Here is a 13,799-nt window from a genome sequence, read left to right as displayed (position 1 = left end):
ACACCGCTAGCAGATGGCCCAACGGCGATCAAGCTGATTCAACGGGGGTGAGCGCGGCGGCCTTCGATCGGGCCTGCTCGACGATCGCCGGTCGGGCATCAAACTCCAACAGCACCTGGTCGCCCTCGTAGGATTCGGTCTCGACGTGGGCATGATCGTAGAGCCACGAGACAAAGCTCATCGTGTCGTCGGCCATCGGCACCAGCAGGCGTTCGTGTTCCCAGTCGGGGAGTTCGGCTTCGACGCGCGCCCGGAGTGTGTCGATGTTGTCGCCGGTCTTCCCCGAGACGGCGATCGGGTTCGGCGCAAGCGCCGAGAGCGCGGCCTGTTTGTCGGCCAGCTCGTCCGCCGAGAGCAGGTCGGTCTTGTTGAAGACGGTGAGGATCGGAGCCTCGTTGCGCTCATGGAGGGTATCGTGAGAGGTAACCAGCTTCTCGCGCATCTCGGCGACCGGCTCGCTGGCGTCGGCGACGAGCAACACCAGATCCGCCCGGTAGACCGAATCCAGCGTCGACTCGAAGGATTCGACAAGCCAGTGGGGGAGATCGGAGATGAAACCGACAGTGTCGGTCAACAACACCTCTCGTCGCTCCAGTTCGGCCCGCCGGGTTGTCGTCCCAAGAGTAGTAAATAACATATCCTGGGATTCGGCGACCTCGTCGAGATCGGGGTGTTTCTCGGCGTTTTCGTCGACATCGAGCTCGGCGGCCAGCCGGCGGAGCAGCGTCGACTTACCGGCGTTGGTGTACCCCGCGAGGGCGACCAGATCGAAGCCCGAATCACGACGCTCGGCGCGTCGCTGGGCTTCCTTCTCGGCGATCGAATCCAGCTCGTCTTTGATCGAGGCGATCTGGGCTTTGATATCCTGTTCGCGGCTCTCGTCGTACTCCCCGAGCCCCATGAACCCCGGCCGCTCGTCGCGTTTGGCAAGGCTCGCTTTCACCGACGCCCGCGGCAGCTCGTAGCGAAGCTCAGCGAGTTCGACCTGGAGCTGGGCCTTCCGGGTCTGGGCGCGCTGCCCGAAGATCGTGAGGATGAGTGTAAACCGGTCGAGTACCTCGGTCTCCTCGGGGAGAATGCGCCCGATGTTAAACATCTGATAGGGACCGACCTCGTTGTCGATGATGACGGTCTCGGCGTCGGTGCGGGCGACCAGCTCGGCAAGTTCGGTCACCTTCCCCTCACCGAAGTGGTGGGCCGAATCCTCCTTCCTGGTCTGGGTGAGCTCGCCGACGACCTCGTAGCCGGCCGCCGCCGCGAGATCACGGAGCTCCGACAGATCAGCCGTGCCGCTGTCGACGCGCTTGGCGAGCACGGCGTTCATCGGTGGCCTCCACGCTGGTCGGATGTCAACCGGTCGAACTGGGAGGTAGCCGGCCGATCAAAGCGGTCGTTACTGACGGCCAGTGCGAACCACGTCCATACCGAACGATGGGCCGGAAGCATGAAGAACCTCTCGGCGGGTCACCGGGTTTTGATGTCGTCTTCGTCTTTGATCACCCGTGTTTCGGCCTCGCCACTGGTGAGCTCGTTGACCATGTCGTAGAAGTCGTTCTGGAGGCCGGCGGGGAAGGTGATGACGCCGACCCACGAGCCGTCGCTTTGCCACTCCTCGCGCTCTAGCTCGCCGTACTGCCGCACCTCGGCCTGGCCGCTGCCGGCGTAGTCAGCCGGAAGCTGTACCGCGATCGTCACCTCGTCGAACCGGATCGGGATCACCGGGCGAAGATCTTCGAGGGCGTCATCGACCTGCTCGGAGACGGGCTCCATCGGATCGATCCGGAAGCCGGCTTCTTCCAGGGCGCGCTCAATCCGCTCCGGCGGGTGCGGGGCGTCGTCCATCTGCGGGTTAACGGCGTTGCGCGCGATGGTATTGATAAGCTGTTTGCGCTTCTGTTCCTGCATCTCGCGTCGCTGCTCGGCGGTGATCTGAATCTCACCGCGTGTGATCACCTCGGGGATGATCTCCAGTGGCTCGGTGGTGCCAAAGACATCTTCGAGGTCGGTTTCGGCGGGCCGGTCGCCACGGGAGGCGTCCTCAAAGACGTCCTCGGCGGCGATCACATCCTCAAGCTCGCCGTCGAACTCATCGCGTTTGATTTCGAGGGCGGCGTCGGGATCGATCAGTACCTCAAAGCGCGCGCCGTGGGATTCCAGCCGCGCGGTGACTGCATCCTCAAGGGAGATCATACCAGAGCGTTACACCGCGGATCATAAAAACGCTCCCCGCGGCTGGCTTACTCCAGGTAGCTCGCCCGGCAGTCGTCGGAGCAAAAGTGGGTGTGTTCGATCTGTCCGTCCTCGACAGTGGCGATGACGCGATGGGTCGGCAGTTCGATGATACGTTCGCCGCAGACCGCACAGTCGGGGGCGTCAGCCTCGTCGACGTCCTCCCCGATATCGGATGTCGGATCGACCATATCGGAACAGGTGGGCCTCGGTATGTTAAGCTGTCTACTCGTCGTGACGGATGTTGCCGCTTCGTCACGAATCACCGACCACAACGACCCGCAGATCGTTGACGTTCGTCCCGGTCGGGCCGGTCTCGATGCGCGCGTCGGCCTCGGCAAGCAGTGGTGTGGCGTCATTGGCAGCGAGCGCACGACGGCCCGCGGCAGCCGTCACCGTCTCGCTGTCGACGATCCCGCCGGCAGCGTCGGTCGGGCCGTCGATCCCGTCGGTGTCGACGGCGGCAACGACGGTGTCGCCAGCCGCGTTGCCGTCGCCAACGCCGTCGCCGTCGTTGCTGTCGTCGGCCGCGGCTGCGGCGAGTTCGACCGCGGCCGACAGCGCGAACTCTTGGTTCGGGCCGCCATCCCCGTCACCCTCGACGGTAACGGTTGTCTCGCCGCCGGAAACGACAACCGCTGGCGGGGCGATCGGCTGGCCGCTGGCGTGGCTCTCCTCGGCGATCGCCACCTGTGTTTTCGCCGCCTCGCGGGCTTCACCGCGGATCCGTGAGAAGAGGACAACTGATTCAAACCCGGCCTCGCTTGCGCGGTCGGCGGCGGCCCGAACCGCGGTCAGCCCGTCGCCGATGATCGTCGTCGTCACCGATTCAAAAATCTGATCGCCGGGCGTCGGCGTCTCCTCGATCTCGCCGGCTATGCCGCGATCTAGGTGGTCGACAACGGCTGCTGGCACATCGCAATCGTAGCGATCGATCACCTCACCGGCGTCGGCGTATGTCGTCGGATCCCCCACAAAGGGGCCGCTGGCAATGGTCGCAAGATCGTTGCCGACGACATCGCTGACAACGAGCGAACAGACATCGGCGGGCTGAGTCGCCGCCGCGAGCCGGCCGCCTTTGATCGCCGAACAGTGTTTGCGGACGGCGTTGATCTCGTCGATCGTCGCCCCCGAGGCCACCAGCGCGTCGGTCGTCGCCCCCAGATCGGCCAGCGAGAACCCTGCCGCAGGAGCGGCCATGAGCGCGCTGCCGCCACCGGTGATGACACCGAGGATCAGCGTCGACGCGTCGGCGGCCGCGGCGGCGTCCAACAGCCGGCGGGTACTCTCGATGCCGCGTTCGCTGGGGATCGGATGATCGCCGGCAAGCACCTCGATACGCTGCGTCGAGACGGGCGAGGCATCCGGCGAATCGGTGACAACGAGGCCACAATCGAGGTGGTCGCCGAGGATCGCCGCCAGCTCCGTGGCGACGACGGCCGCGGCCTTCCCGCCGCCGAGGACGATCACCTCGTCGTAGTCTGCGAGGTCGTAGCTCGCGTCGCCGACGGTCAGCGTCCCGTCCGCCAGTGACACCGCCTCACGGGTCAGTCGCGCGGGATCGGCGGCCTCGATCCCGGCGGTGAGACAGTCGAGGGCAACCTCGTGAGCAGGGGAATCTGGCAGGTGGTCGCGGTTCCGGATCACTGTCATACTACTGGGTGGGACGGACGCAAAAAGCTCGGGGCGATCGACCACCGCACCCGCTACTCGCTGGCGGGGTGGGCGATCTCGTGGGTCGTCTTCGGGGTGGGGTCGTCGATCGTTCGCTCCCGGCCATCGAGCCAGCGAACCGTGAGCCGGCGAGGCGTCTGTTTGGGCGTGGTCGCACCGCCGAGACCGAAGTGGGCAACCGGCTCCGACTGGCAAAGATAGCCGCTGCCGGCGTCGATCACGCGTCGATGGCGGCCGCAGTCGGTATCGAGGGTGACGACCGCGCCGCGGGCTGCCGCGCCGTACTGGGTCGTTGGCCGGACGCGGAGCCAGTCGTTGTCGGTTGGAGCGTCATACAGCGATAGCGGCTGGGCGTCGCCGTCGCCGTGAACGACCAACAGTTCCAGCCGGCCATCGGCGTCGAGGTCGGCGACGACCGCGCCGGTGCCACGCATCTCGGGTTCGGCCGCCGCGCCAAGCGAGCGGGACTCCCACGCGGCTGGCTGGCGATCTGTGGCCGTTTGGTCGCCTGCTCCGCCACCAGGGTCGATGTCGACGACAGGCGCAAGGAGGCGGTTGGGGCCACCACAGACGTTGACAAACAGCTCCTGGCGGCCGTCGTTGTCGAAATCCGCCGCCAGCAGCGTACGCGCCTGTGTCGGTGCGGTGAACGCCGACGGCGAGCGGTCGGTGAACCCCCCATTGCTCGGCACAAAAAGATGGGAGTCAGCCTCCCAACCCGCGACCGCGATGGCGAAGGCTCCGTCACCGGTGTCGATGAGCGTCGCGCCGCGGGCGTCAGCCGCCGGGGCAGCCACGCCCTGCTCGGCGGCGACATCGACGAAGTGGCCCCCATCGTTGCGGAACAAGCGGTTGGAGCCGCCGTCGACGCCGACGAACAGATCCATGCGATCGGTGACAAGCGGAGCGGCGAGCAGCGAGCGCGCCTCACAGCTGATATCCAACCCAACCACATCGGCCATATCGGTGATCTCGCCGTCGTCGCCGAGCTCATAACAGCGGGTCGTCGCCGCGGAGCTGGCGACAACCATCCCGTAGCGGCCGGTGCCAAACCGGTCGAGGGCGGCGACCGACCGGCCGGCGGTGAGGTTGCCACGGTCGGCGTTGACCGCGTGGGCGAACGCATCACACCAGACTTGCCGCCCGTTGTGATCGATGCGGTTGAGCAAGAGATCGGTTGTCCCACAGGAGCCGCCGTCGGTGTCAGCGTTGTGAACGTAGAGTTCTTCCGTCCCGTCGGCATCGAGATCCGCCGCCGCGACGCCAACAGCCTCCCGGTTTGCGTCGGCGATGATCCCGCAGGCGCGATCCTGCAGGCGGCCGTCGACCCACGAGCGGAGTTGGTTTGGGCAGCCGACACCCGTGATCAGAATAAGCGGTCCGTCGGAACCGGTGGTGACCGCCGCGCCGGCACCGATTCGCGGCTGATTGTCGGCGATCGCGGCCGACCGATCCCGGAACATAGCGTGACCGAGTCGACCGGAGAATAAGAACACTCGGATCGGCGGCATCGGTGGCGCAACCACTACTGCCAGCGCGGTGCCGATACTGCAACGACCGGGGGTTACATGGTTTCGTCATCGAGGGTTTCGTTGACAACCATGTGACCGCGCCCGGTGAGGAAGACGCCGGTGTCGCCCTCTCGGAGGAGGTCGGCGCGGCGAAGCGGGTCGAAGATGGCGGCGATGTCGTCGGCCGCCTTCGGAAGCATACTCGCAGGATCGAACTCACGACCGGCTGAGTAGGCGGTGACGAGAACCTCCAGCTGTTGGGTCGACAGCTCCAGTTCGGCGACAGCCTCCCGGTGCTGTCGGTAGTAGTCGGTGACAACCGTGGTGAGTCGGTCGTGGGCGTCGGCATCCCAGAGGCTCACCTTCGTCGTCACGGCATCGGCAGGTGGGTCGATATGGCGGAGAACAAGGCTCTCGACGGGCTCTCCGTTGACCTCCTGTTGGCCGTCTCTGAGATAGATGATATCGGCGAGCCGGATATCGAAGTCAGCGAGGTCGCCGTCGGCCGCCCGAAACAGCAGCGTCTCGTCGGTCAGCGTCAGCCGCGCGGCGACGACGGGCACGTCGGTGACACGGCCGCCACGACGGGCCGGGTGTCGCACCCCGGCCGGGGCGTCGGTAAGCGGACTCTCACCACCGTCTGCTGGCTGCTCAACTAACCGATCCCGCACCGCATCGGCGTCGGAATCGGAGGGCATAGCTGCCGTAAAGAACGGAACCCGATAAACTACCGGACAGCCGGTCGGTGGATCCGTCCCCGAGCAGCTACCGGCGGTCACACCAGCCGCCTCAGTCGCCGGCAGCGGTCGACTCGGACAGATCGGCGACGACACCGGCGTCGGTCGGCTGTGGTTCGCTGTATTTGGCGACCAAGCGATCGAGTTCAGCAGGGTCAGACGCCCCGGGGAGTTGCTCCGTGGCTGTCGTCGAGGACGCAGCAACGCCCAACTCCGCGGCGACGTGATCGGCGGTTGCCTCAGCCATCATCCGGTAGGTGGTCAGCTTACCACCGACAACACTGGCGAAGTTTTCGACCCCATCGTCGGCGTGATCCAGCAGCGTGAAATCCCGCGAGATGCCGCGTTCGTCGCCCGTTCCGGAGTCCGCCCGGCCGCTTTCGTCGGGTGCGTACAGCGGGCGACACGCCCACCATTTGCGACGGATCTCATGGGTTTCGATGCCGGGAACCATCGCACCGCACTCCTCGAACATCCGCTCGACCTCCCACTCTTCTTTGGGGTAGTCATCCGGATCGTCAACCTCGATGCTTGTCGTGCCGAGGACAGCCTCACCCTCGTGTGGGATGATGATATCGCCGTCGGATGGCTCCCGGCAGCGGTTGAGCACCGGCTCAAGGCCCTCGTATTCGACGCTGAGCATGACACCCTTGGTTGGCTTCATCTCGAAGTCAACGCCGGCCATCGCGCCGATCTTGTCGGCCCACGCGCCGGTCGCGTTGACAACGTACGCCGGCTCGATGGTCGTGTTTGCCTCGCCGCCGACCTCGACACGCTCGATGCGGCCGTCGGCCACGGTGATATCGGTCACCGGCGCGTTGGTGTGGATCGTCGCGCCGTGGTTGGCCGCGCTTTCGGCGTTGGCCGCGGTAAGTCGGGAGGGATAGATCGCCGCGTCGGGGACGACCATCGCCCGTTCAACCCCGTCGCTGAGGTCGGGAACACGGTTGCGTGCCTCGTCGCCATCGATGACCTCGGCGTCGATCCCGTGTTCGTGGCAGGCCTCGAGTTTTGCCTCGAAGTAGTCGGGATCATCCTGTTCCAGCTGGACGAACAGGCCACCGGTGTCGTTGATACAGTGGCCAGCGATCTCCCGAAGCGTCTCGTTTTCATCGATACACTCGGCGGCCCCCTCTGGATCCGATTCGGCGTACCGCGCGCCGCTGTGTAACAGCCCGTGTGAGCTGCCCGAGGTGCCGCTGGCGAGGCCACCGCGTTCGACCAGCGTCACGTCGACGCCGCGAAGGGCGAGATCACGTGCTGTTCCAACACCGGTGCCGCCGCCGCCGATTACGAGTACGGTTGTGTGAGCCATGGATTCAGCTTCCGGCATGTTTTAGTATCGCGTGCGCGAACCGGGAGCAACATGTGTATGGTTCCCACAGTCAAAAACCCCAGCATCAGCGATCGACGCCTGCGATGTTGGGAGTGACGTGATCGACAGCAACAGCAAGCGGGGAGAAACAGCGGTTATACGAGGGCTTTTTCGAGCAGCTCCAGGGGGTGGCGGATCTCGTAGCCCGTCCCGTGGTTCATCTGCATCGCACAGGTCGGACACTCGGTCATCCCCACGTCGCCCTCCGCGTGTTCCATATGCTCGAACATCTCCGCGCCGATCTTCATCGAGGTCTCGTAGTGGTTGGACTTCCAGCCGTAGGTTCCCGAGATCCCCGAACAGGAGTCACCGACATCCTCGATGGTGACGCCGTCGAGATCACGGAAGAGCTCAACGGCCTGTCGGTCGAGGCCCTGATTGCGGGCGTGACACGGCGCGTGGTAGGCGAATGCCTGCGGGTCAACCTCGCTTTCCTGGATCGCTTGGCCAAGATCCTCGTTAACACGGAGGAACTCAAGGGCCTCCCAGGTGTGCTCGGAGAGCTCCTCGACGCCGTCGATATCGAACAGCTCAGGGTACTCCTGGCGGAGTGCCATCGAACAGGACGTACATGAGGCGATGACCTCCGCGCCGTTGTCGATGGCCTCGCCGAGCTCGCGGACGTTGACCTCCGCCTCGCGGCGGGCGTCTTTCAGCATCCCGTTAGCAAACATCGGCGTGCCGGAACACTGCTGTTTCGGCACCAGCACCTCGTAGCCGAACTCCTCGAAGACACGCACCATCGCCTTGCCGACCTCGACGGTGTTGTAGTTGGAGTAACAGCCGTGGAAATAGGCGACCTGCTTGTCCGGGTTGCTGACCTTCGAGCCGCCGCGCTTCTTGAACCAGCTCCGGAAAGTCTCGGTGGCGAACTCCGGAACATCCCGCTCGCTGGGGATGCCCATGATCTTCTCGCCGAGGTAGCTCGTGATGCCCAGTCCCATCACGAAGTTGGCGAGCCGTGGCACCTTGCTGCCGATCGAGGCCATCGTCCGGTAGTTCGAGAGGATCCGGTTGCGGATGTAGTTTCTGGAGAGCTTGTCCATATGCTCTTCGACGTACTCCCCGCGGGCGGTGTTGTGCATCTGGCTCAGCGGGACGCTCGACGGACAGGCGTCGTCACACCGCATACAGTTCGAACACTCGAGGATCGAGTCGTCGATGTCGACATCCTCGTGGCGTTTGAGCCGCCACTGCTCGGGCCCTTGGAACTTCGGTCCGGGGAAGTCCTCTTCGACCTCCGCGACCGGACAGGACGTGTCACAACTCGTGCATTTGTAACAGTTGTCGGCACCCGGCCGGAGATCCATATCCTCACTGGACGGGAAGACATCGACCGGCTCGTACTCATCTACTGTCGTCGTGGCATCGAAATCAGTTGGTTGTTGTGCGTCGCTCATTGGCTCACCTCTCGTTTCGCAGCTCGTTCACGCGCCCGTTGCCCCGCGACCGCGGCGGTCGTCAGCGATATCCCGCTTTGGGATTTCTCGGCGACCGGATCCGTCCCGCCGACGACGCCGCCGGCCGCCCGGAGATTGCTGAACTCCGGGGAGCCGTCGGCGTCCAACGGGCGCATCCCCTCATCGATCCGGACGCCAAAGTGGGCGAACGGCTGGTTGCCAAAGGCCTCCTCGTCGAACCAGTCATACCGGTCGTCTGAGTGTGGAATGTGGCAGTCAAAGACCGGCTCCTTGACGGTGCCGTCACGGTCGGAGTCGATCCCCTTGCCGACAAGTCCGCCGGTCGCAAGGATGAACTCCTCGGCGTGGTGTGGCACCTCCCGACCCTTGCTGTCGACGATGACGGCCTCGATTTCGTCGCCGTCAGCCTCGTAGTCGATGACCGGATTGCCGGCGGAGATATGAATCCCGGCGTCGTCGACGGCGGCTTTCAGCCGGTCGGCCAGCCGCATCCCGGGGAAGCTCGGCGGCCCCATCGGGATCTCGAACACGTCGACGCCGAGTTCGCGTTCGAGATCGGCCCGCACGTCGGCCGCGTGGTCGTCGCCGAGGAAGGCCGGGAAGCCGACACGTTCGGCGTCGCCGAGGTGGGGTTCGACCGACGCTGCGAGCGCCTGGCGAGCACCCATCGTCCGGCCGTCGTGGTCGACATCCTCGTTGGCATCCAGGCGTTTGGCGAACCGCGTCACCCGGGAGTCGTTGGCGTACTCGCCGGGGAAGTTGAGCTCAACGCCGTCAACGTCGAACGGCACGTCGGCAGCGTCGAGGTGGTCGGCCAACATCCCGGCGTTGTACTCGGTGAGCTCCTCGAAGCCGACGACCAACATGTCGCGGCTGTCGCTGGCGAGGCCGGCCGCGGCGGCGTCGGGATACCGGGCGGTCGGTTTGATCGCGCCGCCGAACGTCGGCAGGAGGGCGTTGCTGTCGGTGTGGTCGCCCTGATAGGTGTCGCCGACCGCCTCATCGAAGCGGGCGAGCCCATCGCGAACCGCGGCCGCGCCGGCGATCGAGTAGGGGTGATCATCCGGCAGTTCGCTGATTGCCGCAAAGGGATCAGCAACCGGCTCTTCCTCGTCGAGATAGCCGAGCACGTCGATCAGCCCGCTGGCGTGGCGCAGTGTGCTCTTTTTGTGGGTGATAAGTCGGACTGAGGCGTCGCCGTCGGCCGCCTCAAGAGCGGCCATCGAACCGGCGAGGCCGCCGCCGATGACGATCACATCCTCGCGGATTGCCATCAGTCGCCTCCCCGCCGCCCGCCGTCAGTTGCCGCCGTCCCGGCCGTCCCGTCGCTCGGTGATGCCCCGACACCGGTGTCGAAGGCGGTGAAGTCGCTGATGACGGTGTCGGTCGTCGCGGCGTCCTTATCCCGGTTCATCGTGGTGCCGTGTAAGGAGTATTTGAGCGCGGCCTGTGAGAGCTGGCGGCCCCACATCGCGTGGCGTTCACCCTTCCAGCGTTCCTGGTAGAGCTCATCCCAGGCGGTGTAGGCGGTTTCCTCGTCGTACTCGTCGTAGAGCTCGGCGGCCATGCGATGCGTACAGAACGCACCCTGACAGTTACCCATTGACGCGCGCGTGCGAAGGCGCACGGCGTTGAGATCGGATCCTGAGCCCTCAATGCCGTCCTGTACCTCAGCACGGGTGACAGCTTCACACTCACAGACAACCGGATTCGGCCCGTCGACATCGAGCACCTCGTCGGTGCGGGAGCCAAGTCGCTGGGTGCTTCGCCGACCGATCGGCGAGCGGATGCCGTACTGCTCCATGTAATCGTCCAGCACCGAGAAGTCCTCACTGCCGGGCAGCGGCACCTCGTCGGTGCGACACTCGGCGTCGATGCCGAGTTTGTCACAGACGTGATCGGAGATATCCTCACCCATCATCCGGTAGGTCGTGAACTTCCCGCCGACGATGGAGGTGAAGTTTTCGACGCCGTCGCGCTCGGCGTGATCGAGCAGGAAGAAGTCCCGGGTGATGTCCGTCGAGTCGCTTGTTCCCGTTCCCGGCGGCTCGTAGAGCGGGCGGACACCCCAGAACGAGCGGATCGTCCGGGCCTCTTCGAGGATCGGCACCAGTTCTTTGAGCGTGTCGATCATCAGATCGACCTCCCACTGCTCTTCGGGGTAGTCCTCGGGATCATCAACCTCAACGTCTGTGGTGCCGAGGATCGCTGTCGTCTCGTGGGGGACGACGATATCCGCGTCACCCTTTGGTTTACAGCGGTTGATGACGGTGTCGACCTGGCGGGTGTTCATGATCGTCATGACACCTTTGCCGGGGCGAACCTCGATCTCCTGTTCGAGGCCGGCCATCTCGCCGATCTGCCCGGCCCATGCGCCGGTCGCGTTGACGACGTAGTCGGCGCGGATCTCCTCGCGGGTGCCGGGTTCGCGGTGGACGCGTTTGCCCGGGCCCGATTCGTGTTCGACCTCGACGCCGACGACCTCGTCGCCCTCTTTGAGTACGTCGACCACGGGCGCGTGTGTCTCGATGCGCGCGCCGTGTTCCTCCGCACTGGCGGCGTTGGCCACACAGAGCCGGAAGGGATCGACCGCCCCGTCAGGGACGCGGATCGCCTTTTCGATGTCCTTGGCGAGATATGGCTCTTCTTTTCGGGCTTCCTCGCCCGACAGTACCTCAACCGGGATGTCACACTCCTTGCAGCCCTCCAGTTTCTTCTGGAAGTACTCCTCGGAGTCCTCCGGGCGTTTGACGAAGAACCCGCCGGTCTCTTCGACACAGTGGCTGGCGATATCCCGCAGGATCCGGTTTTCGATCATACACTCCTTCGCGCTGGCCTGGTCGGCAACCGCATACCGGCCACCGCTGTGGAGGAGGCCGTGCATCCGTCCTGTCGTTCCGTGGGTGAGGTTCCCCTGTTCGACGAGCGTCACGTCGAGTCCGCGCATCGCGAGGTCGCGCGCGATGCCGCACCCGGTCGAACCGCCGCCGATCACGAGAACGTGTGGTTGGCTACTCATCCGTTCAATTCCCGTTTGAACTATAATGACTTTAGTTTACCCCCTAACGAGGATACCCGTCACTGAGCCATCATGACCGGCGCGTGTCTGACGTTCTATTCATGTGTGTGAGTGTCTCGCAAACTACCCGAAGCAGCCGGGAACTACAGTCAAGTTTGGGGACGGGAGTAACATTTATCACGTTCTTCCATAGTGTTTACCCGTGGTGGTGGAACCGGTCGTAAAGAACGGTTCGCCGCCGACGGGGGAACGGCCCCCACAAGGAGTGTGGTGAATACACATGTCAGAAACATACGTTGGTTCAATTGACCAAGGGACGACTGGAACTCGTTTCATGGTCTTTGACCATGACGGAAACGTCGTATCGCAAGCCTACGAAAAACACGAGCAGATCTATCCGGAGCCCGGCTGGGTCGAACACGACCCGATGGAAATCTGGGAGAACACGAAGCTCGTCATCAACGAGGCTCTCGATAAAGAGGATCTTGATGCCGAGCAGCTCGAATCGATCGGGATCACCAACCAGCGCGAGACCACAATTATCTGGGACGCCGAAACCGGCAAACCAGTACACAACGCCCTCGTCTGGCAGGATCGACGTACCACCGACCGCGTCGAAGAGATCCAAGACGAAAGCACCGACACGCTGACCGTCGAGGAGATCCGTGAGAAAACGGGTCTCGAATGTGATGCGTACTTCTCGGCGACGAAGACAGAGTGGATCCTCGACAACGCCGACCCGATCAAGCTCCAGCGATCGCGGCCCGAGGATGTCCGCGACCGCGCCGAAGACGGCGAGCTCATGATGGGTACCCCGGACACGTGGGTTATCTACAACCTTACTGGAAATCACATCACCGACGTGTCCAACGCATCCCGCACGATGCTCTACGACATCAACGAGCTCGAATGGGACGACGAACTCCTCGACGAGTTCAACGTTCCGCGGGAGATTCTGCCCGAAGTGCGTCCGTCCTCTGACGACGAAACCTACGGCAGCACGGACGCCGACGGCTTCCTCGGTGCCGAAGTGCCTGTTGCAGGCGCGCTCGGCGACCAGCAGGCCGCGCTGTTCGGCCAGACCTGCTTCGACGCTGGCGACGCCAAGAACACCTACGGTACCGGCTCGTTCATGCTCATGAACACCGGCAACGAGGCCGTCAGCTCCGATCACGGCCTGCTGACCACGATCGGCTTCCAGAAATCCGGTGGCGACGTGCAGTACGCCCTTGAGGGGTCGATCTTTATCACCGGTGCCGCGATCGAGTGGCTCGAAGACATGACGCTCATCGAGGACGCTGCGGAGTCCGAAGAACTCGCACGCAGCATCGACTCGACTGACGGCGTCTATGTTGTGCCTGCGTTCACTGGCCTCGGTGCCCCGCACTGGGATCAGCGCGCACGCGGAACGATCGTCGGCATGACGCGTGGTACCCGACGCGAACACATCGTTCGCGCCACGCTCGAATCCATCGCCTACCAGACCAAAGACGTGGCTGAAGCGATGGTCTCCGACGCCGACATCGACCTCTCCAGTCTGCGTGTCGACGGCGGAGCGGTCAAGAACAACTTCCTCTGTCAGCTCCAGTCGAACATCATCGGCACGGAGATCGTTCGGCCGGTCGTCGACGAGACGACCGCCCTCGGTGCCGCCTACGCCGCCGGCCTCGCCGTCGGCTACTGGGACACGGTTGACGAACTCCGCGACAACTGGCAGGTCGACCGACGCTTCCCCGTCGACGAAGACGCCGACATCGAAGTCAACTACGACCGCTGGAAAGACGCCGTCGAGCGATCCGAAGACTGGGCCCGAGACGAGGGTGGTGACTAACG

11 protein-coding genes are annotated in these 13,799 nt (G+C 64.3%); 1 reads left to right on the top strand and 10 read right to left on the bottom strand.

What is annotated here, in order from left to right:
* Positions 1-28 precede the first annotated feature (28 nt).
* From hflX to glpA, 10 genes are all read right to left on the bottom strand, one after another.
* Positions 29-1,324: a GTPase HflX gene (gene hflX / locus HKK80_RS02175; RefSeq protein ID WP_411797970.1), complete on the bottom strand. Its 1,296-nt coding sequence runs from the start codon at positions 1,322-1,324 to the stop codon at positions 29-31.
* Between the two features lie 140 nt (positions 1,325-1,464).
* The gene (locus tag HKK80_RS02170) at positions 1,465-2,190 is read right to left on the bottom strand and encodes a ribosome assembly factor SBDS (RefSeq protein ID WP_411797969.1); all 726 of its coding nucleotides are present in this window, start codon (positions 2,188-2,190) and stop codon (positions 1,465-1,467) included.
* Positions 2,191-2,237: 47 nt separating this feature from the next.
* Positions 2,238-2,420 carry a hypothetical protein gene (locus tag HKK80_RS02165; RefSeq protein WP_411797968.1) on the bottom strand — a complete coding sequence of 61 codons (183 nt, stop codon included), beginning with the start codon at positions 2,418-2,420 and terminating at the stop codon, positions 2,238-2,240.
* A gap of 64 nt (positions 2,421-2,484) precedes the next feature.
* Positions 2,485-3,876: a glycerate kinase gene (locus HKK80_RS02160; protein ID WP_411798007.1), complete on the bottom strand. Its 1,392-nt coding sequence runs from the start codon at positions 3,874-3,876 to the stop codon at positions 2,485-2,487.
* A gap of 59 nt (positions 3,877-3,935) precedes the next feature.
* Entirely contained in the window at positions 3,936-5,366 is a 1,431-nt protein-coding gene (locus HKK80_RS02155) for a CRTAC1 family protein (RefSeq protein WP_411797967.1), read from the bottom strand.
* 101 nt (positions 5,367-5,467) lie between these two features.
* Entirely contained in the window at positions 5,468-6,112 is a 645-nt protein-coding gene (locus HKK80_RS02150) for a CheF family chemotaxis protein (RefSeq protein WP_411797966.1), read from the bottom strand.
* Positions 6,113-6,203: 91 nt separating this feature from the next.
* On the bottom strand, positions 6,204-7,466 hold the full coding sequence (locus HKK80_RS02145) for an FAD-dependent oxidoreductase (RefSeq protein WP_411797965.1): 1,263 nt from the start codon (positions 7,464-7,466) through the stop codon (positions 6,204-6,206).
* A gap of 155 nt (positions 7,467-7,621) precedes the next feature.
* Positions 7,622-8,926 (bottom strand): anaerobic glycerol-3-phosphate dehydrogenase subunit C, encoded by a 1,305-nt coding sequence (locus HKK80_RS02140; protein ID WP_411797964.1) that lies wholly within the window; start codon positions 8,924-8,926, stop codon positions 7,622-7,624.
* Positions 8,923-10,221: a glycerol-3-phosphate dehydrogenase subunit GlpB gene (glpB, locus tag HKK80_RS02135; protein ID WP_411797963.1), complete on the bottom strand. Its 1,299-nt coding sequence runs from the start codon at positions 10,219-10,221 to the stop codon at positions 8,923-8,925. The genes HKK80_RS02140 and glpB overlap by 4 nt, the downstream gene beginning before the upstream one ends.
* Complete coding sequence (gene glpA, locus HKK80_RS02130; RefSeq protein WP_411797962.1) at positions 10,221-11,966, bottom strand: anaerobic glycerol-3-phosphate dehydrogenase subunit GlpA; 1,746 nt, start codon at positions 11,964-11,966, stop codon at positions 10,221-10,223. The genes glpB and glpA overlap by 1 nt, the downstream gene beginning before the upstream one ends.
* A 280-nt stretch (positions 11,967-12,246) precedes the next feature.
* Between glpA and glpK the strand changes: the two genes are divergently transcribed.
* A complete protein-coding gene (glpK, locus tag HKK80_RS02125; protein WP_411797961.1) occupies positions 12,247-13,797 on the top strand; it encodes a glycerol kinase GlpK in 1,551 nt (516 codons plus the stop codon).
* The last annotated feature ends 2 nt before the right edge of the window (positions 13,798-13,799 follow it).

This window comes from Halonotius sp. F2-221B, from assembly GCF_046719765.1.
Classification (GTDB): Archaea; Halobacteriota; Halobacteria; order Halobacteriales; family Haloferacaceae; genus Halonotius.
Note: the sequence above shows the minus strand (reverse complement) of the source record. Positions and strands in the feature narration are given on the sequence as shown.